The sequence below is a fragment of the Flavobacterium piscis genome (assembly GCF_001686925.1).
Classification (GTDB): domain Bacteria; phylum Bacteroidota; class Bacteroidia; order Flavobacteriales; family Flavobacteriaceae; genus Flavobacterium; species Flavobacterium piscis.
The window spans coordinates 34,571-59,387 of sequence record NZ_LVEN01000001.1 but is presented as its reverse complement, the minus strand read 5'-3'; the positions used below and the strand labels follow the sequence as shown (position 1 = coordinate 59,387).

28 protein-coding genes are annotated in these 24,817 nt (G+C 34.2%); 18 read left to right on the top strand and 10 right to left on the bottom strand.

Annotated features, from left to right (window positions below; genetic code table 11):
• The first annotated feature begins 2 nt into the window (after positions 1–2).
• On the top strand, positions 3–809 hold the full coding sequence (locus FLP_RS00280; protein WP_065447504.1) for a helix-turn-helix domain-containing protein: 807 nt from the start codon (positions 3–5) through the stop codon (positions 807–809).
• A gap of 72 nt (positions 810–881) precedes the next feature.
• The gene (locus tag FLP_RS25025; RefSeq protein ID WP_083195753.1) at positions 882–2,288 is read left to right on the top strand and encodes a S41 family peptidase; all 1,407 of its coding nucleotides are present in this window, start codon (positions 882–884) and stop codon (positions 2,286–2,288) included.
• 211 nt (positions 2,289–2,499) lie between these two features.
• On the opposite strand, the gene FLP_RS00270 is transcribed toward FLP_RS25025, so the two are convergent.
• The 7 genes from FLP_RS00270 to dnaK all read right to left on the bottom strand — a co-directional run bounded on the left by FLP_RS00270 (position 2,500) and on the right by dnaK (position 9,217).
• Positions 2,500–3,168, bottom strand: coding sequence for a DUF5041 domain-containing protein (locus FLP_RS00270; protein ID WP_083195752.1), 669 nt, complete (start codon positions 3,166–3,168; stop codon positions 2,500–2,502).
• Positions 3,169–3,449: 281 nt separating this feature from the next.
• Positions 3,450–3,806 (bottom strand): DDE-type integrase/transposase/recombinase, encoded by a 357-nt coding sequence (locus tag FLP_RS25880; RefSeq protein ID WP_083195751.1) that lies wholly within the window; start codon positions 3,804–3,806, stop codon positions 3,450–3,452.
• Positions 3,807–4,126: 320 nt separating this feature from the next.
• On the bottom strand, positions 4,127–4,468 hold the full coding sequence (locus FLP_RS00260) for a helix-turn-helix domain-containing protein (RefSeq protein WP_065447502.1): 342 nt from the start codon (positions 4,466–4,468) through the stop codon (positions 4,127–4,129).
• A 107-nt stretch (positions 4,469–4,575) separates the two neighbouring features.
• Positions 4,576–5,325, bottom strand: coding sequence for a hypothetical protein (locus tag FLP_RS00255; protein ID WP_065447501.1), 750 nt, complete (start codon positions 5,323–5,325; stop codon positions 4,576–4,578).
• On the bottom strand, positions 5,322–6,581 hold the full coding sequence (locus FLP_RS00250) for a site-specific integrase (protein ID WP_065447500.1): 1,260 nt from the start codon (positions 6,579–6,581) through the stop codon (positions 5,322–5,324). The genes FLP_RS00255 and FLP_RS00250 overlap by 4 nt, the downstream gene beginning before the upstream one ends.
• Complete coding sequence (locus tag FLP_RS00245; protein ID WP_065447499.1) at positions 6,578–7,135, bottom strand: helix-turn-helix domain-containing protein; 558 nt, start codon at positions 7,133–7,135, stop codon at positions 6,578–6,580. The genes FLP_RS00250 and FLP_RS00245 overlap by 4 nt, the downstream gene beginning before the upstream one ends.
• 201 nt (positions 7,136–7,336) lie before the next feature.
• On the bottom strand, positions 7,337–9,217 hold the full coding sequence (dnaK, locus tag FLP_RS00240) for a molecular chaperone DnaK (protein WP_065447498.1): 1,881 nt from the start codon (positions 9,215–9,217) through the stop codon (positions 7,337–7,339).
• A gap of 349 nt (positions 9,218–9,566) precedes the next feature.
• Here dnaK and FLP_RS25360 point away from each other — a divergent pair, with 349 nt between their 5' ends.
• The 15 genes from FLP_RS25360 to FLP_RS00165 all read left to right on the top strand — a co-directional run bounded on the left by FLP_RS25360 (position 9,567) and on the right by FLP_RS00165 (position 21,476).
• Positions 9,567–9,728 carry a hypothetical protein gene (locus FLP_RS25360; protein WP_165606626.1) on the top strand — a complete coding sequence of 54 codons (162 nt, stop codon included), beginning with the start codon at positions 9,567–9,569 and terminating at the stop codon, positions 9,726–9,728.
• A gap of 90 nt (positions 9,729–9,818) precedes the next feature.
• Positions 9,819–10,520, top strand: coding sequence for a hypothetical protein (locus FLP_RS00230; RefSeq protein WP_065447496.1), 702 nt, complete (start codon positions 9,819–9,821; stop codon positions 10,518–10,520).
• A gap of 76 nt (positions 10,521–10,596) precedes the next feature.
• A complete protein-coding gene (locus FLP_RS00225) occupies positions 10,597–11,271 on the top strand; it encodes a WG repeat-containing protein (RefSeq protein WP_065447495.1) in 675 nt (224 codons plus the stop codon).
• Positions 11,272–11,390: 119 nt separating this feature from the next.
• The gene (locus FLP_RS00220) at positions 11,391–12,659 is read left to right on the top strand and encodes a Na+/H+ antiporter (RefSeq protein ID WP_065447494.1); all 1,269 of its coding nucleotides are present in this window, start codon (positions 11,391–11,393) and stop codon (positions 12,657–12,659) included.
• Between the two features lie 141 nt (positions 12,660–12,800).
• The gene (locus tag FLP_RS00215) at positions 12,801–13,463 is read left to right on the top strand and encodes a hypothetical protein (protein ID WP_065447493.1); all 663 of its coding nucleotides are present in this window, start codon (positions 12,801–12,803) and stop codon (positions 13,461–13,463) included.
• A 33-nt stretch (positions 13,464–13,496) separates the two neighbouring features.
• Positions 13,497–13,964, top strand: coding sequence for a hypothetical protein (locus FLP_RS00210; RefSeq protein WP_065447492.1), 468 nt, complete (start codon positions 13,497–13,499; stop codon positions 13,962–13,964).
• 21 nt (positions 13,965–13,985) lie between these two features.
• Positions 13,986–14,633, top strand: coding sequence for a hypothetical protein (locus tag FLP_RS00205; RefSeq protein WP_065447491.1), 648 nt, complete (start codon positions 13,986–13,988; stop codon positions 14,631–14,633).
• Positions 14,634–14,729: 96 nt separating this feature from the next.
• A complete protein-coding gene (locus FLP_RS00200; RefSeq protein WP_065447490.1) occupies positions 14,730–15,167 on the top strand; it encodes an acyl-CoA thioesterase in 438 nt (145 codons plus the stop codon).
• 87 nt (positions 15,168–15,254) lie between these two features.
• Entirely contained in the window at positions 15,255–16,106 is an 852-nt protein-coding gene (locus tag FLP_RS00195; RefSeq protein WP_065447489.1) for a mechanosensitive ion channel family protein, read from the top strand.
• Positions 16,107–16,209: 103 nt separating this feature from the next.
• Complete coding sequence (locus FLP_RS00190) at positions 16,210–17,202, top strand: alpha/beta fold hydrolase (protein WP_089477462.1); 993 nt, start codon at positions 16,210–16,212, stop codon at positions 17,200–17,202.
• 119 nt (positions 17,203–17,321) lie between these two features.
• Entirely contained in the window at positions 17,322–17,711 is a 390-nt protein-coding gene (locus tag FLP_RS00185; protein ID WP_065447488.1) for a DUF1398 domain-containing protein, read from the top strand.
• Between the two features lie 21 nt (positions 17,712–17,732).
• Positions 17,733–18,563: a ThuA domain-containing protein gene (locus FLP_RS00180; RefSeq protein ID WP_065447487.1), complete on the top strand. Its 831-nt coding sequence runs from the start codon at positions 17,733–17,735 to the stop codon at positions 18,561–18,563.
• 1 nt (position 18,564) lies between these two features.
• Positions 18,565–19,440 (top strand): sulfurtransferase, encoded by an 876-nt coding sequence (locus FLP_RS00175; RefSeq protein WP_065447486.1) that lies wholly within the window; start codon positions 18,565–18,567, stop codon positions 19,438–19,440.
• Between the two features lie 168 nt (positions 19,441–19,608).
• Complete coding sequence (locus FLP_RS00170) at positions 19,609–20,850, top strand: ATP-binding cassette domain-containing protein (RefSeq protein ID WP_065447485.1); 1,242 nt, start codon at positions 19,609–19,611, stop codon at positions 20,848–20,850.
• An 11-nt stretch (positions 20,851–20,861) separates the two neighbouring features.
• On the top strand, positions 20,862–21,476 hold the full coding sequence (locus FLP_RS00165) for a hypothetical protein (protein WP_065447484.1): 615 nt from the start codon (positions 20,862–20,864) through the stop codon (positions 21,474–21,476).
• A 189-nt stretch (positions 21,477–21,665) separates the two neighbouring features.
• Here the strand turns inward: FLP_RS00165 and FLP_RS00160 are convergent, their stop codons facing one another.
• Genes FLP_RS00160 through FLP_RS25355 form a run of 3 tightly spaced genes read right to left on the bottom strand, consistent with a single transcriptional unit; the run spans position 21,666 to position 23,531 of the window.
• Positions 21,666–22,706 carry an RluA family pseudouridine synthase gene (locus FLP_RS00160; protein ID WP_065447483.1) on the bottom strand — a complete coding sequence of 347 codons (1,041 nt, stop codon included), beginning with the start codon at positions 22,704–22,706 and terminating at the stop codon, positions 21,666–21,668.
• The gene (locus tag FLP_RS00155) at positions 22,696–23,319 is read right to left on the bottom strand and encodes a PASTA domain-containing protein (RefSeq protein WP_065447482.1); all 624 of its coding nucleotides are present in this window, start codon (positions 23,317–23,319) and stop codon (positions 22,696–22,698) included. The genes FLP_RS00160 and FLP_RS00155 overlap by 11 nt, the downstream gene beginning before the upstream one ends.
• Positions 23,320–23,360: 41 nt before the next feature.
• Positions 23,361–23,531 (bottom strand): hypothetical protein, encoded by a 171-nt coding sequence (locus FLP_RS25355; protein WP_158596292.1) that lies wholly within the window; start codon positions 23,529–23,531, stop codon positions 23,361–23,363.
• A gap of 258 nt (positions 23,532–23,789) precedes the next feature.
• On the opposite strand from FLP_RS25355, the gene FLP_RS00150 reads away from it, so the two are divergent.
• Entirely contained in the window at positions 23,790–24,761 is a 972-nt protein-coding gene (locus tag FLP_RS00150) for a D-alanine--D-alanine ligase (protein WP_065447481.1), read from the top strand.
• The last annotated feature ends 56 nt before the right edge of the window (positions 24,762–24,817 follow it).

Sequence of the window (24,817 nt, the reverse complement as noted above, 5' to 3'; positions counted from 1 at the left end):
TTATGAAACTTGATTTTTTTGTACCGACAAACAAAACCTTACAAAAATACATTGAGGGCTATTATTTTATTTCCCAAAATGCAAATTCAAACCCATTGAATTATTGGACTTTCCCCAATAATTTTTTTATCCTTTCCATTAGCCAAAATACTGAAATTATACTTGAAAAATGTAAATTGATTGTAAAACCAAGTGCACAAGATAACATTGTGGTAAACTATGTTGCCAGTTACACAAAACCCATATTAGTTTTGTATGAAAAGCCTGTTAATGAAATCACTATTTACTTTAAGCCTTTGGGCATTAGTCAGTTTAGTAAAAATACAGAAATAATTTTTAAAAACAAAAGCGCATCCGATTTCATTCCATTTGCTGATTTTACATTTAAAATGAAAGAAATACTTCTACTTGAAAATAAAACGGAACAGATTGAAGCATTGGAAACCTATTGGCTATCTAAACTATTAAATAAGCAGCAATCCATAATGGAAAGTATTTTGACAGACGTAGAAAACGATTTACGAATTGACGATATTGCGAAAAAGTACAATTTTTCAAGGCAATATTTACATAAATTATTTTTTAAAAGTATTGGAAAATCACCTACAGAGTATCGGAAAATTCATAGATTTAGAAGTTCAATTACTAATCAGCGAAAAACCAAGAATTTAACAGAATTAGCTCACGGCAACTCATTTTACGACCAATCTCATTTTATAAAAGATTTTAAACAGTTTACCAATAATAAGCCCAATTCATTTTTCCAAAATGTAAATACAGCTAAAGAAATTGTTTGGCTTTTAATATAGTGGTTTACATTCTTACAATTTATTTATCGAGGTTTCAAATACTTTTGCAATCTTAATTGTAAAATTGTTTTTATGAAAATCATTATTTATAGCCTCTTACTTTTATTCACTAATTCCCTTTTTGCACAGCAACAGAATTGTAATTGCAATCAGGCTCTCGAAAATTTAATTGTTAAGATAGAAAAAGAATATCCTGGCTTTGCCGACAAAACAGAAGACAAATTTTTATACGAAAAATTTAAGAACAATATCCTCAAGCAAGCGAAGGAAACAACAAATACTGACTGTCCCGGTGTTCTAAAATCATACACTAACTTTTTTAAAGATCCACATTTATGGGTGGGTGCCAATGGTGTTGCGTTTTCAAATCCAGCTTCCAAAAATGAACAACCTCCTACCATAAACATCGACATTGCAATGTTCGAAAAAACAATCAAAAACAGTAAAGATAAACTGGAGGGTATCTACTCAAATGAAATGTACACATTCGGAGTAAAAAAGACCAACTCAAATGAATACACTGGATTTATTATTAACTCGAAATATGAACAATGGAAACCTAAGGACATAAAGTTTAGACTATTTCTTAATGGTAAATTTGTATTTGCGCTATTGGATCGTACTATCAAAACGGGTAGCTACGAAATATTAGATGGCTCTATCATTCATTTGGAAGATGTAAGTGTAGTAATGGTAAAAAATGTGCCAGCCCCCGCCCTAAGCAAAGCGCAAATAGATGCAAAGCTAGACGAAATGAATAACTTTTATTTTAAAAAAATCACACCCAAGACTGCACTTTTAAAATTACCTAGTTTTGAATATCAACATTTACAAATTATTGATACTTTGCTAGAAAACAATAAATTATTGTTAGAAAGTGAAAACCTCATTATTGATCTTAGAGGAAATCCTGGCGGTACCACAGATGCCTACCCAAAACTATTACCGTATATTTCTGGAAAACAGATTAAGCATACGAGAACAGAATTTCTTGCTACCCAAACCTATATCAACAATCTTGAAGCCTATAAAAAAACATTAGACAAAAATTCATCAACAGAAGGGATAGATAATAGTATAAAAAAACTTAAAGAAAATTTAGGAAATTTTGTATCCCTAAGTGAAACAAATTCACCTGATGAGCAAATTCAGACGATAAATGTGGTTCCCAATAGCCCTAAGCGTATTGTTATCTTAGCCAATGGCCTTACTGGAAGCTCAGCAGAATATTTTTTATTTATTGCCAAACAAAGTTATAAAGTAAAAATTTTAGGCAAACCTAGTTATGGCGCTCTTGATTATGGAAATGCATATTTGGTTGATCTAGCTTGTTCTGGTTATCAGGTTTTCTTACCTACCTATCGTGTATCGCGAGTGTCCGACTACCCTATCGACAACATTGGCATCCAGCCAGATATTTACATGGATGCCAATGTGGGCGATTGGGTAAAATATGCAGTTGAGTATTTAGAACATTAAAAATGGAAAGCAGTTAACAAGGTATTGTCAAAAGCGGGGCTGAAGAAATCCTATTGAACTTTTTTGTTATATTTGAGCTTTGGTGTTTCTATCGAAGTTTGATGGATATGTACAACAGCATTAAAAAATTAAGCAAATTCGAACAAATTTGCGTAATTTAAATGGAACACTTCGGAGAGCGGGTCAATTTGTATGGTTAGTTAGGTTTGGTTTAGTTCGTAACCTCATAACTAATAATGTAATAATGTGGTGAATTTTCCAGAAGTTCTTTGGTCCCGTTTTCATCTTTTGACAAGTCCACTACTCCACAAAATCTTTCAAAATTATTCTTCTTATCAAACCAGGATGAGGCGTAAATTAGTAACGGAGTATTTTTATTTAATTCCCAATTAATATTGCTGTAACTTCTCCAATTGTAATATTGATTTCTTCTCTCATTATTTTTTTTTAATTTAAATCCACCGATGCCGCCTCCATAAGTTTCAATTTTTAAAGCACAGAGAATATCACTTTCTTTGGAAAAAAACACCAATTGGTCAATATAATCTAAATAAGGTTTAGCTTTTCCAGCAACGTTTTCATAATATGAATAAGTATTTTTGAAAGAATAAATATGTTTCGAATTTATCTTTTCACTATTTACGTATTCGTCGAGATTTATTGACATTTTATATGGTTTGTCAAATGAGTCTAATGGGAATTTAAAAATGCCAACCCCACTCATTTCAAGTGCTTTTAGTAAATCTGTCTTGGTGATCTGCTCAGATTGATACTTATTGTATGAATCCTCCTTTTGTTCTTTTGTTTTACTATTCTTTTTATATTCCTGGCAAAAAGAATTAATAGAGCATAAGACTAGAAATAAAGATACAAATCGCATATCATAATTAATTATTACTGTTAAATACTAAGTACATATATTAACATCAAAAGTAAGTAAATAAATAATAAACTATTAATTAAGAGATAGTTATTTACCCTTTTAGGAATTAAGCATAGTTAATAATTTAGGTTCTGTCGCATCTGTCAGAATCAAATATAAAAATTTAAGTCATTTAAAAGTTAGCCCGCCAATTTACATAATGATTTAAACATAGTTATAGCTGGTCTAACCATCTGATTCTTCCTTAGCATATGGATACCTTCCATTCCACTCAAAGTCTAATCCGTTTTGTATGCGCCACTTGATAAAACGATGGTCCTGTTCGACAATATTGTTGAGACATTTACACTGTCGAATTTTAATCTTTGAGAAAGAACGTTTGTTATAGACTTTGATAGCGGCAGTATCAGAACCACTTTATTAATGTTTATTACTCTTGGCCTGTAGTTATTATTAATTGCTTTAATTAAAAATGACTGTTCAATCATTCTCTGTCTTTTACGGGTCACTAGACAGTCTACTATATTGCCTAACGTATCTACCTCTCGATATAAATAACACCAAATACCTTTTACTTTGATGTAGGTCTCTTCTAATCTCCAACTCGCACCCACTCTGACTTTTCTCTTCTTCATCTCTGACTCAATCAAAGGTGTAAACTTATAAACCTATCGCTGAATCGTAGCATGATCCACAAGCACTCCTCTAATTTTCATTATTTGTTCAACATCCCGATAGCTTAATGTAAACCTAAGCTTAAATATACTACCTGTAGTATAACAGACTTCGGATAGCAATACCCTTTCGTATTGATGAGATTAAGAATTTAAAAAAGACAAAATTAAAACGCAGCTAGATGCGACAGAACCCATTTACATATAACGCATCGCTTTGTATTAAATGTTTTTGATGATCTACCAGAGTGAAACAAGTTTTGCTACTGGCTGTTATCCCTCTATTTATTTCGATTATGATTATACTTCAATACATCTGATTCGATTTCCTGTATTGTTTTCTTTTTCCCTTTAGAAATCCATTCTAAAAGTTCTTCTTCAAAAAAATACAGCTTTTTACCATACTTATAGCAAGGTATTTTTCTCTGCCTTACAAGAGCGTAAATTGTAGGCTTTGCTTTTCCTATCAGCCGGCTTGCCTGTTCAATATCGATAGGAATACTTTTTTCTTTAGATTCATATACCTGCACATTCTGAATCAGAAGTTTGATCTCGGCAATTTCTTTCACTAAGTGCGCTACTGCTTTGGGTAGGTTCTCAAAAGAGATTTCATTTATATCCATAGCCGTCGTTTTTAATAGTTATGATGCAAATGAAAAAAGTGTTTCTGCTGTGTCCTTCTTCACAACAAAAACACCTAAAAAACACAGTGATTTACCAGTATCGGCATTTAAAAATCGGTAAAATCTTCCATAATCTTTATAAGACCTTTCTGTTCATCATCTTTGAGATGCGTTTTAATGCTGTTCTGCTCAACATCTTTTAAAGCGTCAGCAAAAGTCAGTTTTAAAAATTGTGCAGCTCTGTCCTGCCTGCTGACTTTAAAACAATTCCAGATATTCCAGCCAAAATGATACAGATCGAGATTGGACAGATCTTTTACTTTTACCGGTTTAATCTTTTCAAAATTTATTCCTTCAGCATATATAATTATATTCTTTCCCAATTGTTTCAAATCATCATCCGACGCGTAAAGCGCGAACTCCTGCTGTGCATAACGGATGGCTGTATCAATCCTTTCCTGTTTTTGATTTCTGGCTGCATTTTGCCGCTCCTCCCTTAACTGCTGAATATCGATGGCTGCATTTGTATTTTCGGGCATTTCGGGCTTAATTAAACCATCCTGAAGCTCCTCTTCTATTTTTTCAAGGTTTTCATTTGGAATGCGACTTTCAGGCAATTCATTTTTTTCAGCTTTCAAAAAACGATTCACCAATCTCTCAGCCAAATCGTTTAGAAATAAACTTAGAATTGCAAACATTAAAACTCCAAATCCAGTGCTGATCCAAAAGAAAACGCCGGCCGTATATTCATCCGCACCTTTTTCCAGCAGCACCAGTCTTCCGATTGCACCGACAAAGACGCAGACTAAAAAAACAGACAGGTAAACTGCAATATATTCGAAGTACTTTATTTTCATTGCGCTCTTTTCTTTAAAGATTCCAATTGTATTGCCTGCGAAGCTCTGTTTTTTTTCTCATCTATTACTTTGGCGTAGATTTGAGTAGTTTTTACGTTGGTATGCCCCAGCATTTTGCTGACCGTATAGATGTCTGTCCCGCTGGACAGCTGCAGTGTTGCAAATGTATGGCGGAAGCAGTGGAAGGTAATGTTTTTTTTAATTCCTGCAGATTCAACCCATTTTTTCAGAGGACGTGAAATCCACGACGGGTCCATCAGATCCTCAAACACAAGCTGCCCGGGAAGCCTTGGCTCTCCACAGAGATCTAAAGCCTGCTGGGAAATAGGCATATATTCGACACCCCTTGTCTTTTTCTGCGTAAAATGAAGTTTGGCCATGCCGTCTTCCAGGCTTATCTCTTTCCAGCGGAGCTTCTGAATGTCGGAATGCCGCAGGCCGGTAAGCGCTGAGAAAAGCGCGGCTCTTTTAAGGACATCTTTTTCGCAGGGCGTTTGGACCAACCCGTTCAATTCTTTAATGGTAAGATATTCGCGTCTTGATTCCTGCTCAGGTATGCCTCTTACTTTTGAAGATAAATCAACAGTTAAATATCCATCAATAAAAGCCTGTTTCAAAGCGGCTTTAAATATGGAAAAATACGTTCCGGCAGTGTTGCGGGAAAGGGTTCCCTTTTTGCCTCCTCCGAGCGGAGCGGCCAGCAGAAACAGTTTAAAATCTTCCGCCATTCTGCCGTCAATCTGGGAAAACATCAGCCTGCCTTTTGAATAGCTTTTTAAAAATTCTCTGGTCCGCTGCCAATTGATCATAATGGATTTTGAACTTCGGGCGTGTCTTTTAGCCGCCACAGCGGCAATGTATTTAATAAAATCCTCTTTCCCTTTTTCTTTCTGCTCAGCCAATAGGTTCTCAGCATCACTGTACAGATCTGTATTATCGTATTCTTTCTGCCGGATTTTACGCACTGCGTCAGCATAGAGCATTATCTCGCGGTCGCTCTCGCTTCTGCAGATTATTATTCCGTTATCGCTGCGTCTGGGTTTGTAGGATTTTATGCCTTCAGCATCCGTGCGGGCAGTTCTATTCTTGTCCCACTCCACTGTTGTTACGGATCTGTTTAAATATTCACGGATTCTCTGGGGCGTCTCCTTTCCACAAACCTCAACAGGATAGCTTTCTATGTAGACATACCATTCCTTTCGGTCTTCTGCTTTTCGAAGACGCACAGTCACCTTGGTTTTTGCTAATTGTTTCATATAAAATCATTTCCGTTATACAAGTTATCAATTTCGCTTTTTGGAGCATATACATGCTTTCCGATCTGCCTGGTAGGTATTGAATATTTCCTGATATGATTGTAGACAGAACCTTCAGATATTTGAAATCTCTGAGCTATTTCACCGATGGAATAGCAGTCTTCTTTTTCAAGGCTGTATAATTTTTTCTTCGGTGCACTCTCAGCCTGCACAAGGCTGCGCTCAGGGCCGAACATCTCTTCCATGATGCTTCGGTCTATCCTTACAAGGCGGGTTCCAAGATTAACTGACGGAATTTTTCCCTGTCCGACAAGCCTGTAGAGGGTTCTTTTGGCAATGCCAAAAAGCATGCCAGCTTCAGGGACAGAAAGAAATGCCCTGCTCTGGGGTATTTTATCTGCCAGCGCCTTGACCTGGTCTTCAATTTTAAGCCGCCTCATCTTGAGTTTGTATGCTTTTTTACTGCATCTATGTGAGCAGTAAAGAGAAGCCACGGTTTTAGGCAGGAAATCCTCCCCGCAGTTAAGACATTGTTTATTTATTCTTTTTATCATCTTTGTCTCCCTTTAAGGTACCATAAGTAGACATAAGTGCCACTTTGTCTCCTTTTAAGTGCCGGTACAAATATGGTACAAATATATGGCAAAAAACGATTAAAAAACAGCAGAAACGAAAAAGAACAAAAAAGAAAAACCGCTGTAAACATTTCGTTTACAGCGGTTTAACACTTATTATTAACTGATGTTAATCAGTAATTATTTGACCTCTTCGAATTCAACGTCTTCAACATTGTCTCCAGATTGCTCTTGTTGTGGAGCTGCTTGTTGACCTTGTTCTCCTTGAGCGTACATAGCTTCTGTAGCTGTTTTCCAAGCTGCATTGATGTTGTCAAGAGCCGTTTGAATAGCTGGAATGTCTTGAGATTGGTGCGCCATTCTCAATTCAGTTAAAGCGTACTCTACAGCAACTTTGTGGTCGTCAGCTAATTTGCTTCCTAACTCTTTCAATTGACTTTCTGTTTGAAAAATCATGCTGTCAGCTTCGTTTAATTTCTCAGCTCTTTCTTTAGCTATTTTATCAGCGTCAGCGTTAGCTTCAGCATCTTTTTTCATTTTTTCGATTTCTTCAGCTGTTAATCCAGAAGAAGCTTCGATACGGATATCGTGAGATTTTCCAGTTCCTTTATCAGTTGCAGAAACTTTGATGATACCATTTGCATCAATATCAAAAGTAACCTCGATTTGAGGAACTCCTCTTGGTGCTGGTGGAATACCATCTAAGTGGAAACGACCGATAGTTTTGTTATCAGCAGCCATAGCTCTTTCTCCTTGTAATACGTGAATTTCAACAGATGGTTGAGAATCAGCAGCAGTAGAGAATACTTGAGATTTTTTAGTTGGAATAGTTGTGTTAGACTCAATTAATTTAGTCAATACACCACCCATAGTTTCGATACCTAAAGAAAGAGGAGTTACGTCAAGTAACAATACATCTTTTACATCTCCAGATAAAACTCCACCTTGAATAGCAGCTCCAATAGCAACAACCTCATCAGGGTTAACTCCTTTAGATGCTTTTTTACCAAAGAATTTCTCCACTTCGTCAGCGATTCTTGGCATACGAGTAGAACCTCCAACAAGGATTACTTCGTCGATATCAGATGTAGATAAACCTGCATCTTTTAATGCTTTAGCAACTGGCTCCATAGAACGTTTTACTAAAGTATCAGATAATTGCTCAAATTTAGCTCTTGATAATTTTTTCACTAAGTGTTTTGGTCCAGAAGCAGTAGCAGTTACGTAAGGTAAGTTGATTTCAGTTTCAGCAGAAGATGATAATTCAATCTTAGCTTTCTCTGCAGCTTCTTTCAAACGTTGCAATGACATTGGATCTAAACGTAAATCAATACCTTCTTCAGATTTGAAATCGTCAGCTAACCAGTCAATAATAACCTGGTCAAAATCATCTCCACCTAAGTGAGTATCACCATTTGTAGATAATACTTCAAATACACCGTCTCCTAATTCAAGAACAGAGATATCAAAAGTACCTCCACCTAAATCGTAAACAGCAATTTTTTGATCAGTTCCTTTTTTATCTAATCCGTAAGCAAGTGCAGCAGCAGTTGGCTCATTGATGATACGCATAACTTTAAGACCAGCAATTTCTCCAGCTTCTTTTGTAGCTTGACGTTGTGCATCGTTAAAGTAAGCAGGAACAGTAATAACCGCTTCAGTTACAGTTTGACCTAAATAGTCTTCAGCAGTTTTTTTCATTTTTTGAAGTGTCATTGCTGACAATTCTTGTGCAGTGTATAAACGACCGTCAATATCCACACGTGGCGTATTGTTGTCACCTTTTACAACACTGTAAGGAACTCTTTTTGCTTCTTCCTGAGTTTCAGCAAAAGTGTGTCCCATAAAACGTTTAATAGAAGCAATCGTTTTTGTAGGATTCGTTACCGCTTGTCTTTTTGCAGGATCACCCACTTTAATTTCTCCACCTTCAACAAAAGCGATGATAGATGGCGTTGTTCTTTTTCCTTCTGCGTTAGGAATAACAACTGCTTCGTTACCTTCCATTACAGAAACACAAGAGTTCGTCGTACCTAAGTCAATTCCGATTATTTTACCCATTTTTTATATATTTAATTTTGATATACTATTTATAACTCAGGTGGCATAAGTCAATCTTTGTGCCAATATAAAAAACCAAAGTAAATTGTCAGTTTTCATGTCGGCACAACAAAAACAATCTGACAACATGACATTTTTAAAATCTGACATTCATGGCATATCAGTACGTTACGTGTCATTATCAGGAGCTGCTTCCCGCTATCCGCTATATCTTTTATGCCGCTGAGGCGGACATAAAAGGATACCGCTTCTATCGGGGCTAGGGCAATTGCATTTATAAGAACTTTATAATTCAAAATAAACCATTGTTGGCCCAAACTCATTACTTTATCGGGAAAATACTATATATTTGAAAAACTCAAAACCGATGAAAAACAGGGAAAAACAATGGCGCGAAATGATCCATTTTTACAATCTCGAAGGAAATCATATCAGGACAAATGAAAAATTAGATGCAGATTTAAGAATTTCATACGAAAATGAATCTATGGGAATCCGTGGCATTTCCTAACTGATGAAAACGGAAATATTATTAAAAAAATCTTAGTGGTCCTTCTGAAATTGAAAATTTAGAAAAACAACTTAGTAAAAATTAATTCCCATGGAAGACAACAGCATCCTTATTTTTATTTCAATCATCATTACAGGACTTTTTGTATTTAAAGATATTTTAAAATACGATATCTCCATAAAACACTATGAAAAAACAGCAACAAAAAAACTACTCTTGTTGTTATTTATTGGTACGCAAATCAATCTTTACTCACAAACACAAAAGTTAAAGGATAATTTCACTATCACTATAAGAACCGAAGAAGGTGACCTAAATAATGATGGCCTAATTGATAAAGTTTTGCTTAAAATGGATACCATAAATCAAACACAGCCATTAAAATTAGAAATCTATTTTTTACAAAAAAGCGGAAACTATAAATTAAGCGTATCCACAAAAAATTTAATAGAACCTCAATATCCAAATGGAAAATATGGAGGAAATCAAATTCCTGATTTTACTATTGAAAATGGCGGTTTATACTTGTATTCCGAAATCAAAAAAAATCATTTTACACATACATTCAAATTCAACAATGGAAATTTTGAATTACGACATATATCAAACGTCGTGTGGGACGGTAATAATTTAACTACTGAAACTGAATTTAATCTTTTAACGGGAGTAAAAACTGAAATAACAAAAGCTTTAGGTTCTGAAAAAATTATAAAAAAGACAACAAAAAAAATCATAGTGAAGCCATTGCCTTTAATTACTAGTTTTAGAGCTTATGATAGTAACCTGAATTAAAAACCCATAGACTTAAAAAAGTTTTACATTCAGAAAAACGTAAAAACAAAAAGCTCTCCCCTATTTTTTAATAATTATGAAAACTGCATTTACACTTATATTAATACTACTCTCGATTGCAACTTTTGGTCAAAAAAAAGGCAATAAGGATTATTTAATTTCTTATGTGGATTCTACTTCCGGAAAGGAATTAATCGGTTATAAATCTTTGAATGGCAAAATCGTTATTAAAGCAAAATATCAAAATGGTTCTGACACTTTACACAAAATGGCAATTATGCAAAATTCAGAATTTGAGTTTATAGGTATTGATAAAAACGACCTTGTTATACTAAAACCATACATTTACGACAACGGTCCTGATTATGTAGAAGAAGGTTTATTTAGATTTGTAGAAAATGATAAACTTGGTTTTGCGAATTTAGATGGTCAAAAAATAATTAAGGCCAAATATGATTTCGCAACACCTTTTTCTAATGGCATTTCTGAATTTGCAATAGGTGGAGAAAAAATTTATGAAAATGGTAAAACCAGAAATGAAATCCTAAAAGAAAGCGGATACGAAGGATTAATTGACAAACATTGGACTTGGGGCGGAAATAGTACAGAAAATGGATATTTAAACCAATACGGCCAGGAATTTGAAACGATTACCGAACTAAAAAACAACAAAAGAGAAGCCTGGACAAAAGATAAAAAACATTATTTATTAAACAAAAAAGGTCAAATAATAAAAACGTATCCAAAATAAAGAATAAGACAGTTAAGAATGATTCTGTAACAAGTAATCTTACTTCACAGTCTTCTATCCAGAATATTTTTTTGTACACATTGAAATTAATTACATTAGCATTTTTCTAAATCCAAAAAATGGAAAATTACAGCATTATTATTTTTATTCTTGCTATCGTAATTGGATTGTCAGCCTTTGCTGATACTATAAAATTACCGCAACCCATTTTACTTATTATAGTAGGAGTTGCAATTGGTTTTATACCAACAATGTCCGAAATTGAAATCAATCCTGAAATCATATTCCTGATATTTCTTCCGCCATTATTGTACGATGCCTCTTTTAATATTTCTCCAAAACACTTCAAAACCAATCTTAGTACAATAAGTACACTGGCAATCCCTTTGGTTTTTCTTACCACGTTTTGGATCGCTGTCGTGGCACATTACACAATCCCTAATATGACATGGCCTTTGGCATTCGTTTTGGGAGCCATACTTTCTGCTACTGATGCAGTTGCTGCCATAAGCATTACAAAAGGACTTGGTATATCTCATAAAACCATTACCATACTCGAAGGTGAAAGCCTTATTAATGATGCATCGGCATTGGTTGCATATCGATTTGCCATTGCCACAGCAATGGGTTCTGCATTTATAATCTGGAAAGCTACTTTACAATTTGTACTTTTATTAGGTGGAGGTTTTCTAGTAGGTTTTATTATGGCAAAAATTCTGAGTTCTATATTAAACAGAGTCCATAAAAATATAAATGTTACGATTAGCTTCATGTTGTTAATGCCTTTTGTAACGTATCTTATTGCGGAACATTTGCATGTTTCGGGAGTAATTGCCGTAGTTGTTTTAGGTTTAGCAATAGCTCGTTTCAGTAAAAAAATATTCCCTGAAACCTTAAAAAATCAATCCCGAAGTCTTTGGGATATTATTATTTTTTTATTGAATGGCTTAATCTTTATTTTAATCGGACTTAATTTTCGATATATCCTAAAAGGTATCGACAATGATATGATCTTACCTTACATTGGCTATGCCTTTATAATTACACTTGTAGCTTTATTGATTAGGATGGTCAGGATTTTTCTTCAGAAAATAAATCTTCAAAAAGCATTTCAAAATAACAAACGAAAAAGAAAAATTAGTGCTGATGCCCTTTTAGACTTTAACAATAGTATTATCCTGGGCTGGTCAGGCATGCGTGGAATTGTTTCTTTCGCCATTGCAATTGGTATTCCAAAAGAACTTGAGGACGGAACTCCTTTTCCGCAACGAACCGTTATTATATTTATTTCTGTAGCAGTTGTTTTGATGACGCTTATTGGGCAGGGTCTTACTTTACCCTGGATTGTAAAAAAATTGAGTGTTAAAGAGGATGAATCAAACTTATAACTTTTAATTTAATATCCTAAAACCTCGATTATATTACCATTTTAACAAATAAAAAACCTTTTAAATCTTTGTACTATTTTTTCTATATTTTTACCTCATAAAAAAAACATCTAATTTAACTAAACCCAAAAAACCAACTCAATGAATGACAATTTAAAATACGCTGCAAAACTATTCAGCAGCGCAACATTTAGCTTTTTTAAAATCAATATCCTCGGACAATTTTTATATGCCCTTATAGGTGTTTTTACCCTATTTACTATTATTTATCAATCAGGTCATGGAATGGGACACGTAACTGCATCAGCTGCAGTAATGCTGTTATTCGCCTTAAGGCCAATTGGTTTTGGTTTAACAATGATTACTCTGTTAGCCGGCCCTTTCTTAATTTTTGCTTTGGGTAATAAATACATAATGTCAAAAACCATTCATAAATTATTATCAGACAAAGGAGAGGTTTTATTATTCCCGATCATTGATAAAGTCCTTAACAAAGTAAAATCTAAGCAACCTGATTTATTTAAAAAAGGAACTGATAAAACCAAATTACAACTAAAATTAATTCAGGAACTCAAAGATTCTAACGAGAACAAATGGTTAAAGAAAATCATCATATATGGTTTTAAAAAAGTAAGTCTTGATGATGTTGATTTTACCAATGAAAATGTAAGTTTTACCGATATTGTAAAAGAAAAAATGATTACAGGCTTAAAAAATACATCACAACCAAGCAGAAATTTTTTCTGGATCATTTTGGGAATCCAAATCGTTATCTTAATATTGATTCTTACCCGATTGATCTAAGATTTTAAATAAAAAACTATCAAAACCGATACAATGAATCAGGAATTAGAAAGTCATTTTGATGAATTTGACCAAGTACCCGTAATAAGAAGAAAACTTTTACCATGGTGGATTAAAACTTTTTGTTGGATTTTTATGGTTTTGGCAATTTGCGCTGTTGCATCTGCCATTATCAATATTTTTACCCCAAACGTAAATCTATCTCTTTATGGTTTTTCCAGCAATACTGCTTTTTCAGGAATTGGAGCATTTATTATTGCGATTATGATATTCAAAGGTTTTGCGGCTTATTCTCTTTGGTTCGAAAAACCCAATGCAATCTCAATTGGTAAAATTGATGCTATTTGCGGAGTAGTCATTTGCATAGCATCAATGTTTGTGTTGCCTTTTATGAATAATAATAGTCATTTTATGTTTCGTTTAGAAATTTTGTTACTTATTCCTTACTATATGAGATTAAACAAAATCGAATACGAATGGGACAACTTAGAAATCTTGTGAATGTAATCTAATTTAAAAAAAATGAAATCGCCAATACTACTTTTATTACTCGCTTTTAGTTTGAATGTAAATTCACAGCAAAAAACAATAGTTAAAAAACACGTTACTTTTAATAAAAAAATCAATAGCAGCAACGAAAAACTAAAGTCATTTATTCCTAAAGGTTACGAAGCAATTGCAGAAAAAAAAGGTAACCTGAACCTCGACAAAACCGAAGATTGTATTTTGGTTATACGCAAAACAACTGAAGAAACGACTTCAAATATGGATGAAGGTAAACCAGACAAAAGAATCGTATTGCTTTTATTAGGTCAAAAAGACGGAAGTTATAAATTGGCTTATAAAAACCAAAATGTTGCTGATTGCATAGATTGCGGTGGCGTTTTTGGAGATCCTTTTAGCGGAATTTCCATAAAAAACGGTTACTTTTCTATTGAACACAAAATCGCCGGCGGTCATCATTGGGAACAAATTATTACATTCAAATTCAACAAAACCAAAAACAATTGGTATTTATACAAAGATCATTTTATCAATTATGTTCTTAATACAAGTAACGATCCTAATGCAGAAGCACTTATTGCGGATGTTGATAAACTAAAAACAGTGAAGGATTTTGGCGAAATTTCATTTCAAAACTTCAATATTTATTCTAAAAAAGGATATTAATTTTATGCTCTTATTTTAATAGTACTTTATATATTTCTAACAAACAGTTTCCTAATTTATTTGTAATTTCGATTTTCATTAAAATACAAATATAAAATGGCTTCATTTATTAAAGAAATATCTTTTCGCTGGTCTGATCTTGACCCAAATTTTCACGTTCGTCATAGTGCTTATTACGATTTTGGAGCACAACATCGTATCGAAATTCTTGAAGAACTGGGCCTGACACTAAAGGTAATGCAAACACAAAGTTTTGGACCTGTTTTATTTAGAGAAGAATGTGTTTTCAGGAAAGAACTAAAACTTTCTGATAAGATATTCCTTCACACCAAAACATCAAAAATGAAAGCTGATGCCTCTCGTTGGTCAATAGTTCACGAATTCAGAAGAGAAGATGATACACTTTGTGCTGTTATTACAGTTGATGGTGCCTGGATGGATACTAAACTTCGCAAATTAGCTTCTCCAACGCCAGCAATTGCCATTGAAGCTTTGAGTATTTTCCCAAAAAGTGACGATTTCGTAGGCTTATAAAACAAACTTCATTTTTCTTAACTTTATGAAATCCAAAAAACGATATTTTAAATATATGTTTTTTGGATTTTTTAAAATTTAAAACTCATGATCGATTACGAAAAAGACTTCAGAATACTTATTATTATCACTATAATTGGGCTTGTTACAATTGTTTTGGGAGCTGTTACAGACAAAGTACTTCGTTATTTTTTGTATCGAAAATTAACCGATAAAGAATATGATGCGACAGGTTTTCGATTTTTAAAACACTTAATCATTACCGTAATCTATATATTAGGATTTGCCTTTGCTTTAATACAAATTCCAGAATTTAAAATTATTGGTCATTCGTTTTTAGCTGGTGCCGGAGTAATTTCGTTAGTCGCTGGTTTAGCGTCTCAACAAGCTTTGAGCAATATTGTAAGCGGCATTTTTCTCGTTATTTTTAAACCTTTTCGAATTAATGACAAGATCACCATCAACAATTTTGTTGGTACAGTTGAAGATATTAATTTGAGACAAGTAGTCCTGAAAGATGCAGAAAATAACCGAATCATAATTCCAAATTCTGTTATTAGCAATCAGATTATTGTTAATACCAATATGCACGACACAAAATCCTGTAAAATAATAGAAATTGGCGTTGGTTATGATTCTAATATCGAAAAAGCGCTGGAAATCATGAAAGAAGAAGTAGCCAAACATCCCCTATTTATAGACAACAGGACGGCTGAAGATAAAAAACAAAAAAAGCCATTGGTGACAGCTCGTGTTGTAGCCCTGGCAGATTCAAGCGTAACATTAAAAGCATGGGCATGGGCGAAAAATTCTACAGATGCGTTTATAATGTATTGTGACTTACTGCAAAGTATCAAAAAACGTTTTGATGAGGATAATATTGATATTCCGTATCCGCAACAGGTGGTAACTTTTAAGAACAATAAAAATCAAGAGTGATCCTTCCTCTTTAATTTCTGATAATTTTAAGATTTTAATTTTTGATTTTAAAATCGTTAACTTTAATTTTATAAATACTCTTAAACGAAAATCCATCAAAAAAATGAGAAAGATTAAATTCATACTGTTACTACTCCCCTTTTTGTGCTTTTCGCAGCAAGAAAACATAAAGGCACTGGACATCAATTTAACCAATTACGAATATCCTTTTCCTGTACAATTCTTAGAATTGAGCAATCAGCGTCAGAATCTTAAGATGGCGTATATGGATATCAAACCTGATCATTACAACAACAAAACTATTGTTTTACTTCACGGTAAAAATTTTAATGGTGCATATTGGGAAACTACTATAAAAGCCCTGACAAAAGAAGGATACAGGGTAATTGTTCCCGATCAGATAGGTTTTGGAAAATCATCTAAACCCGATAATTTTCAATATACTTTTCAGCAATTGGCAGAGAATACCAAGAAATTACTGGATCATTTAGGAATCGAAAAAACAACCATCTTAGGACATTCGATGGGTGGAATGCTGGCCACAAGATTTGCTCTCATGTATCCTGAAACTACTGAAAAATTAGTTCTCGAAAACCCAATTGGTTTAGAAGACTGGAAACTGGTTGTACCTTATAAACCCGTAGATTGGTGGTACGAATCAGAATTAAAACAAAACTATCAGAATATAAAAAGCTATCAAATGGCGAACTATTATGACGGAAAATGGAATGCCGATTTCCAGAAATGGGCTGAACTTGGCGCTGGCTGGACAACAGCTCCTGATTATGCAAGAGTAGCCTGGAATTCGGCTCTAATGTATGATATGATTTTTACGCAACCTGTTTTATACGAGTTTAAAAACATCAAAAGTCCAACGCTTTTAATCATCGGAACAAGAGACAAAACAGCTATAGGAAAACCTTTGGTATCTGAAGAAGTCAGAAAAACAATGGGAAATTATCTTGAATTGGGTAAAAAAACACAAAAAGCAATCCCGAATACCAAACTAGTCGAAGTACCAAATACCGGACATTTACCGCATATTGAATCTTTCGATCAATTTATAAAACCATTAATAGCATTTTTGAAACAATAATTTTTTTTCGCCACAAATTACATTAATTTACACTAATTTTTATCTGCAGATTCTACAATTTAATTCGTGGAAATTAGTGTAATTCACGACAAACCTTTTAATAATCTAAATCAAATATTATGTTTACAATCGAACAAATAAAAGAAGCTCATGCTAAAGTACAAAGCGGCGCAGATTTTCCAAATTATATACAAGACCTGATTATTTTGGGCGTAAAAGGATATGATACCTTTGTTAATAACGGAAATGTAGAATATTACGGCGTAAATAATTACAAAGTTTCCACTGACGAAAAATATCCTGAAATTCAGGTGGCTCCGGTAGCCAATAAAGAACGTTTTATCGAATTTTTGGTCATGCATCAGGACGGTCAAACCGATTATCTAACTTTCTGTAATCATGCTGCCCAATCCGGAATTGCAAAATGGCGCGTTGATATCATCGAAATGACTTGCACTTATTTCGACAAAGCTAATAATGAAATACTAATCGAAAAAATCCCTGGTTAATCAAAATCTAAATACAACTTCATGTACAAAAAAATTATTCTGATTGCGTTGTTGTCTATTTGCTTTATAGGTTTTGCCCAAGATAAAAAAGCAAAATCTAAATTTAAAGTAATTGCTTTTTATACGGCTAAAAACGATCAGGCACATATCAGTTTTGTACATGAAGCCAATAAATGGTTTCCAAAAATAGCCGAACAAAATCATTTTGAATACGATTCTACAAGCAATTGGGATAATTTAAACGCTAATTTTTTATCAAAATATCAGGTTGTTTTATTTTTAGACACGAGACCGGAAACGTCAAGTCAGCAAGAAGCTTTTCAGAAATATATGGAAAATGGCGGTGGTTTTATCGGATTTCATTTTTCGGCATTTGCGCTAAACGATTCTGCTTATCCGCAAAACTGGAATTGGTACCATAATACCTTTTTAGGTTCAGGAGAATATGCAAGCAATACGTGGCGACCAACATCGGCAGTTTTACGAATTGAAAATCAGCATCCTGCAACGAAAAACATTCCTAAAACATTCAAATCAGCACCAAACGAATGGTACAGATGGAGCAATGATTTAAGAAAAAATCCGGATATCAAAATCCTTGTAGCGATTGATGAGAGCAGTTTTCCGTTAGGAACTGGCCCAAAACAGAATGAAATTTGGCATGAAGGTTATTATCCTGTCGTCTGGACCAATAAAAACTACAAAATGCTCTATGTAAACATGGGGCATAATGATATAGATTATGAACACGGAACTAATAAAACGCTTTCGTATACTTTTGAAAATGAACCACAAAGCCAATTAATCTTAAACGGATTACTTTGGTTAGGCAATTCTAAAAAAATAAAATAAAATGTCAAAACTTTCTCCCATCATAAATCCAGAAGAACTTTTAAAATTAAAAGATACTTCTAACGTTGTTTTAATTGATGCCAGAGCAGGAATCAATGCCGAAGAAAATTATCAAAACGAACATCTAAAAGACGCTCGTTTTGTAGATTTGAATAAAGATCTGGCAACTGTTGAAGATCCTGCAAACGGAGGAAGACATCCTTTACCTTCATTAGAAAAATTCGCAGCAGTACTTTCAAAAATCGGAATTACACCTTCAAGCCATGTAATCATTTACGATGATAAAAACGGATCGAATGCAGCAGCAAGATTTTGGTGGATGTTACGCTCAATTAACCATGAAAAAGTTCAGGTCTTAAACGGAGGTTTGCAAGCAGCAATAAAAGTGGGTTTTCCTGTCAGTTCTGCATTAGAAACTGTTGAACCAACTGAAAAATATCCAATTTCGAAATGGAGTCTGGCTCAGGCCGATATGAAAGAAGTCGAAAAGGCCCGAAATAACAAAGAAAATATTGTAATTGATGTAAGAGATAAAAACCGTTTTGATGGCTTAACAGAACCGCTGGATTTAATTGCAGGTCATATTCCGGGCGCTATCAATGTTCCGTTTAGTGAAAATTTAAACGAAGATGGATTTTACAAATCGCCTGAAGTTTTAGCAAAAAAATACAATGAAATTATAGGCGATAAAAAACCTGACAATGTAATTGTACATTGCGGTTCAGGAGTTACCGCCTGTCATACTTTATTGGCAATGGATTATGCCGGAATTCCAATTCCAAAATTATACGTAGGTTCCTGGAGCGAATGGTCGAGAAATGATCGTGAATTGGCGACCAAAGAAACAAATAACTCATTTGGATACAATAAAAATTAAACACATAGAAACATAGATTTCAAATGTGTAAAAAAGAATACAAAAAAGAAACATATTTCTCACACATAGCTATGTGTATTTAAATAAGTGAAACGCCTATTTTTAAATTTACAAAAGCTATGTTTCTATGTGTTAAGAATAGAGACAACAGTTTAAATACAATACGAAATGCAACATTGGGATATACTTTTATCGAATCAGGTAAATAAAAAAGCTTTTATAGACACTTTGCTTTCCGGCGAAGCCAAGGGAGAATTAGCCGTTTTTAACACCCAAAAAGGCATTCTGTTTTCAGATATTGCAATAGAGAAATTCATCGAAAAAGAATACCAATACGACACCGTAGAAGCTTCTCCTGAATCACACAGACAATTGAGAACCTTTTCGTCAGGCGAACGCAAAAAAGAGTTTCTAAAATACTGCATCAATCAAAAACCTGATTTCATCATTTTCGATAATCCGTTCGATCATTTAGACCAGGCTTCGCGTGTAGTTTTGGCAGAATCATTAAAAGATTTAACAACAGATATTGCCATTATTCAATTAGTAAACAGATTCGTTGACGTATTATACTTTGTACCTAATAAAGCACAAATCAAAGACAATACATTTGAACTGCATCCGATTTCAAAAAGCGAAAATCACTTTAAAACTTTAAATACAGCGGCAATTCCAAAAGCGATTGAACCGCATTCCTTTCACGAAAGTGTATTAATAAAAATGGAAAATGTTTCGGTAAGTTATGACGACCGAAAAATTGTAGATAATATTTCCTGGACAATAAAACAAGGCGAATTTTGGCAATTAATCGGGCCAAACGGTTCCGGAAAAAGCACTATTTTATCTTTGATTACAGGAGATAATCCAAAAGGATTTGGACAGGATTTACATTTATTTGGAAGAAAAAAAGGAACCGGTGAAAGTGTTTGGGATATCAAAAAACAAATTGGAATTTTCACCACTTCCATGACCGATTTATTCCAAAAAGGACATACTTTGGAAGAAATGATTCTTTCGGGATTCTTTGATTCTATCGGATTGTATATTGAGCCAACCACACATCAAAAACAAATCGTTGCGCAATGGCTTGAAGTAATCGAAATGACATCTTTAAGAAAAAAGCGTTTCATAGATCTTTCCATCGGTCAGCAAAGAGTTGCATTGATTGTTCGTGCCGTTTTAAAACACCCGCCATTATTAATTTTAGATGAACCCGTAGAAGGTTTGGACGACGAAAATGTCGATTTGGTCATTCAGCTTATCAATACCATCAAACAAGAAACAAATGTGAGTATTTTGTACGTATCGCATCGTATCGAAACCGGCCTTGCTCCTACTTCGGTTTTTGAACTTTTACCATCGCCAACAGGATCTATTGGTAAAATAAAATACCACTCTGAGCTCAACTAAAAAGACAAAAAATGAAAATTAGATATATCTTATTATTAGCAATTCCACTAATAATCGCTTCGTGCTGCGGTAGCATTTCAACAGCAAAAAAAACATATCAAATATCTGAAACCACTCCACTAAAATCCAATTGGAATTTTAATTCAAAAGAATGGCTGCTCCAAAAAGACACTCTAATAGGAAAAGGAGGTCCGATGCATTGGGGCGTAATAGAATCAAAAAAACAACTGCCTGAAAATTATGAGATCGATTTTAAAGTAAATATGACCAAAGAATCTCTTTTTGAAGTCATGCTTAACATCGATAAAGAAAATTACATCAGAACCTATCTCTACCAAATCGATCAGAATATCGTAATAGGAAGAGGTGTTTACAATAAAAACAGCGATGAGCACGGCAAACGCGGAGGAATAACGTTGTATAAAAAACCAATGAAATTAGAAAACAACAAATGGTACCAGGTAAAAATTAGAGTTTCAAATAATCAATTATTCTTTTCAGTCGATAACGAAACCTTTTTAGAATGTTCCCTTGAAAAAACCAAACTAAGCCAACAAGGCAAACTAGGTTTCCTAACCAACGGAGAAGCAAAAATTATAGACCTAACCATTAAAAACATTGAATAGATTTTTTATTATTTAACCATTAAGATATTAAGAAAATTAAGTTCAACGCTTAACTAACTTAATATCTTAATGGTAAAAAGAAAATCCTAAATAGAAAACAAAAAAGCTCCAAATTGGAGCTTTTTTTATACGAGAAAATCTCTTCTCTATTTTCTTTATTCTAAAATCTAATCTCTAAAATCTAAAATTTTACTCCTCCTCTTCTATACTATGCGTCTTACCATAGTTACGCCACTTTTCAATACAATCCTGAAGATCCTGAGGAAGTTCAGTATCAAAACGCATCATTTCTCCAGTTGTGGGATGCACAAAACCAAGTGTTTTAGCATGCAAAGCCTGACGTGGTAATGCTTTAAAACAATTATCAATAAATTGTTTGTATTTCGTAAAAGTCGTTCCTTTCAAAATCAAATGACCGCCATAACGTTCGTCATTAAAAAGCGGATGCCCGATATGTTTCATATGTGCACGAATCTGATGTGTTCTACCCGTTTCTAATTTACAGGAAATCAAAGTAACATAACCAAAACGTTCCAAAACCTTATAATGCGTAATTGCAGGTTTTCCAATTTCAGGATCAGCAAAAACAGCCATTTGCATGCGGTCTTTTAAGTGTCTCGCCAAATTTCCTTCAATCGTTCCCGCCTCTTCGGCAACATTTCCCCAAACAAGAGCAATATACTCACGTTCAGAAGTTTTAGCTTCAAATTGTTTCGCTAAATGCGTCATCGCCGCTTCTGTTTTAGCCACCACCAAAAGTCCGGATGTATCCTTATCAATTCGGTGAACCAAACCTGGGCGTTCGCTGCTGTTCATTGGTAAATTATCAAAATGATGTGCCAAAGCATTTACCAAAGTCCCGGTGTAATTTCCGTGACCCGGATGTACCACCATTCCCGGCTCCTTGTTAATCAGCAACAAAGCATCATCTTCGTAAACAATATTTAGCGGAAGATCTTCCGGAAGAATATGATTTTCAAATGGAGGATGTGTTAACATAACCGTCACAACATCAAACGGTTTTACTTTATAATTTGATTTTACAGGAATATCATTTACAAAGATATTCCCTTCTGCTGCTGCGTTCTGAATTTTATTTCGCGTCGCATTCTGAATCAAATTCATTAAATATTTGTCAATACGCAAAAACGCTTGACCTTTAGGGACTTCAAACCTGAAATGTTCGAATAATTCGTCTTCCAGATCTAAATTTTCATTATTATTGTTCATCTTTTGGGGTTTCAGTAGTTGGCGTAGCTGTACTGTCTACGACCTGACTTTCATCTACATAACTTGCTTTTCCGTCACCTAAAACCAAGTCGATTTTAGACGCTTTCAGCACGCGGTCTCCTACTTTTAAGTTTCTACCTTTATAACGCATCTCCAGCACCATATCTTTTCCAAGATTTGGAATATAAGTAATCGTTCCCTGCTCAAGCCCTAAAGCCTTCAAAGTCGGAACTGCCTCACGATACGTTTTCTCGATCAAATCAGGAATTCTAACAGAAGAAAATCCCGACGCATTAATTTTAATATATATTTTTCTTCCCACTTTTACCTTCGTTCCCGGCAAAGGATCTTGCTCAACAACACTGTATTTAGGAAATTCACTTCTGTAATCAACACTATCCAAAAGCACATAATCCAGGTCAAGTTCATCCAATTTTGCCTCAACTTGTTCCTCCGTCAATTTAGACAAATTCGGAACCGCAATTTCATGTCCATGATCAGTTGTAAAAGTCAGCCAATGCATAAACAGATAACCCAAAACAGCAATAATAGCAGCCGCAATCAAGATTTGTAAAAAAAACACCCGGCTTGTTAAATACTTACGTAAAGTCATAAATTTATTTTTAGTTGTCGCAAAGATAAAGCTATTTCGTTTCAAAAAAAATGATAATTTTGTTTTAAGCAAGAAAGTGTTCTGATTGTCATCCTGAGCGAAGTCGAAGGATAATTTTCAGGAGCTATTTCCTGCTGTCCGCTGTATCTTTTATGGTGAACCCCACCATAAAAGGATGCCGCTCCCATCAGGGCTAGGGCTTTAGGATTCATTAGAAGATTTCAGTACTATTTGTCAGGCTGAACGAAGTCGAAGCCCCGCAAAGAGAATTGCCATACATTACCGAAAAGCATGTGTGATTTCTTCTCCGTCGAAATGACAAGCAGATCGAAAATGGCACGCAGATCTAACAGATTTAGACAGATAAACACAGATTTTTTTAAATTTAATTCGTGAATTCGTGGCAAAAAACCTGAAACCTGAAACAATTAAACAAATAAACTATTAAACATAACAAAATAAATCATAGAATGAAAAACATAGCCATCATCATGGGCGGATACTCAAGCGAATACAAAATTTCGCTTATCAGCGGAAACGTCGTTTACCAATATCTTGACAAAACAAAATACAACGGATTCCGAATTCATATCTTTAAAGAAAAATGGGTGTACGTAGACGAAAAAGATGCTGAATATACCATCGACAAAAATGATTTCTCTGTAACTATAAACGATCAGAAAATTACTTTCGACTGTGTTTTCAACGCCATTCACGGAACTCCGGGAGAAGATGGACTAATGCAGGCTTATTTTGAATTACTAGGAATTCCGCAATCCTCTTGCGATTATTACCAGGCTGCATTGACTTTCAATAAACGTGATTTATTATCAGTTTTAAAACCATATGGAATCAAAACGGCAATTTCTTATTACCTAAATAAAGGTGATATTATCAATACAGACGAAATCGTTAAAAAAGTTGGTTTACCATGTTTCGTAAAACCAAACAAAGCAGGATCCAGTTTCGGAATCTCAAAAGTAAAATCTGAAGCCGAATTGCCAATTGCCATCGAAGTGGCCTACAAAGAAGACAACGAAATCATCATAGAAAGTTTCCTTGACGGTACCGAAGTTTCTGTTGGAGTAATTAATTATCAGGGAGAAATTAAAGTTCTACCAATCACCGAAATTGTTTCCGACAATGATTTCTTTGACTACGAAGCCAAATACGAAGGGAAATCGCAAGAAATAACACCAGCCAGAATCTCAGACGAGCTAACACAAAAAGTTGGTGAAACAGCAAAACGTGCATACGAAGTCTTAAAAATGAAAGGGTTCTCAAGAAGCGAATTCATCATTGTAGACAACGAACCGTATATGTTAGAAATGAATACAATTCCTGGTTTAACAACCGAAAGTCTGATTCCGCAGCAAGCACAGGCAGCCGGAATTTCGCTTCAGGATTTATTCACAAACGCAATTGAGTTAGCACTTATATAAGTTGCTAAGATACTAAGGTTCTGAGATGCTAAGATTTCAGAACCTTAGTTTTTTTT

What these genes read in the sequence shown, in the direction of transcription:
- dnaK (WP_065447498.1), bottom strand. Translation starts at nt 9,217, where the DNA reads ATGGGTAAAATAATCGGAATTGACTTAGGTACGACGAACTCTTGTGTT.
- FLP_RS00255 (WP_065447501.1), bottom strand. Translation starts at nt 5,325, where the DNA reads ATGAAAATAAAGTACTTCGAATATATTGCAGTTTACCTGTCTGTTTTT.
- FLP_RS00205 (WP_065447491.1), top strand. Translation starts at nt 13,986, where the DNA reads ATGAAATCGCCAATACTACTTTTATTACTCGCTTTTAGTTTGAATGTA.
- FLP_RS25025 (WP_083195753.1), top strand. Translation starts at nt 882, where the DNA reads ATGAAAATCATTATTTATAGCCTCTTACTTTTATTCACTAATTCCCTT.
- FLP_RS00190 (WP_089477462.1), top strand. Translation starts at nt 16,210, where the DNA reads ATGAGAAAGATTAAATTCATACTGTTACTACTCCCCTTTTTGTGCTTT.
- FLP_RS25880 (WP_083195751.1), bottom strand. Translation starts at nt 3,806, where the DNA reads ATGAAGAAGAGAAAAGTCAGAGTGGGTGCGAGTTGGAGATTAGAAGAG.
- FLP_RS00260 (WP_065447502.1), bottom strand. Translation starts at nt 4,468, where the DNA reads ATGGATATAAATGAAATCTCTTTTGAGAACCTACCCAAAGCAGTAGCG.
- FLP_RS00150 (WP_065447481.1), top strand. Translation starts at nt 23,790, where the DNA reads ATGAAAAACATAGCCATCATCATGGGCGGATACTCAAGCGAATACAAA.
- FLP_RS00185 (WP_065447488.1), top strand. Translation starts at nt 17,322, where the DNA reads ATGTTTACAATCGAACAAATAAAAGAAGCTCATGCTAAAGTACAAAGC.
- FLP_RS00270 (WP_083195752.1), bottom strand. Translation starts at nt 3,168, where the DNA reads ATGCGATTTGTATCTTTATTTCTAGTCTTATGCTCTATTAATTCTTTT.
- FLP_RS25355 (WP_158596292.1), bottom strand. Translation starts at nt 23,531, where the DNA reads ATGAATCCTAAAGCCCTAGCCCTGATGGGAGCGGCATCCTTTTATGGT.
- FLP_RS00170 (WP_065447485.1), top strand. Translation starts at nt 19,609, where the DNA reads ATGCAACATTGGGATATACTTTTATCGAATCAGGTAAATAAAAAAGCT.
- FLP_RS00200 (WP_065447490.1), top strand. Translation starts at nt 14,730, where the DNA reads ATGGCTTCATTTATTAAAGAAATATCTTTTCGCTGGTCTGATCTTGAC.
- FLP_RS00165 (WP_065447484.1), top strand. Translation starts at nt 20,862, where the DNA reads ATGAAAATTAGATATATCTTATTATTAGCAATTCCACTAATAATCGCT.
- FLP_RS00180 (WP_065447487.1), top strand. Translation starts at nt 17,733, where the DNA reads ATGTACAAAAAAATTATTCTGATTGCGTTGTTGTCTATTTGCTTTATA.
- FLP_RS00155 (WP_065447482.1), bottom strand. Translation starts at nt 23,319, where the DNA reads ATGACTTTACGTAAGTATTTAACAAGCCGGGTGTTTTTTTTACAAATC.
- FLP_RS00160 (WP_065447483.1), bottom strand. Translation starts at nt 22,706, where the DNA reads ATGAACAATAATAATGAAAATTTAGATCTGGAAGACGAATTATTCGAA.
- FLP_RS00175 (WP_065447486.1), top strand. Translation starts at nt 18,565, where the DNA reads ATGTCAAAACTTTCTCCCATCATAAATCCAGAAGAACTTTTAAAATTA.
- FLP_RS00215 (WP_065447493.1), top strand. Translation starts at nt 12,801, where the DNA reads ATGAATGACAATTTAAAATACGCTGCAAAACTATTCAGCAGCGCAACA.
- FLP_RS00195 (WP_065447489.1), top strand. Translation starts at nt 15,255, where the DNA reads ATGATCGATTACGAAAAAGACTTCAGAATACTTATTATTATCACTATA.
- FLP_RS00280 (WP_065447504.1), top strand. Translation starts at nt 3, where the DNA reads ATGAAACTTGATTTTTTTGTACCGACAAACAAAACCTTACAAAAATAC.
- FLP_RS00210 (WP_065447492.1), top strand. Translation starts at nt 13,497, where the DNA reads ATGAATCAGGAATTAGAAAGTCATTTTGATGAATTTGACCAAGTACCC.
- FLP_RS00225 (WP_065447495.1), top strand. Translation starts at nt 10,597, where the DNA reads ATGAAAACTGCATTTACACTTATATTAATACTACTCTCGATTGCAACT.
- FLP_RS00245 (WP_065447499.1), bottom strand. Translation starts at nt 7,135, where the DNA reads ATGATAAAAAGAATAAATAAACAATGTCTTAACTGCGGGGAGGATTTC.
- FLP_RS00250 (WP_065447500.1), bottom strand. Translation starts at nt 6,581, where the DNA reads ATGAAACAATTAGCAAAAACCAAGGTGACTGTGCGTCTTCGAAAAGCA.
- FLP_RS00220 (WP_065447494.1), top strand. Translation starts at nt 11,391, where the DNA reads ATGGAAAATTACAGCATTATTATTTTTATTCTTGCTATCGTAATTGGA.
- FLP_RS00230 (WP_065447496.1), top strand. Translation starts at nt 9,819, where the DNA reads ATGGAAGACAACAGCATCCTTATTTTTATTTCAATCATCATTACAGGA.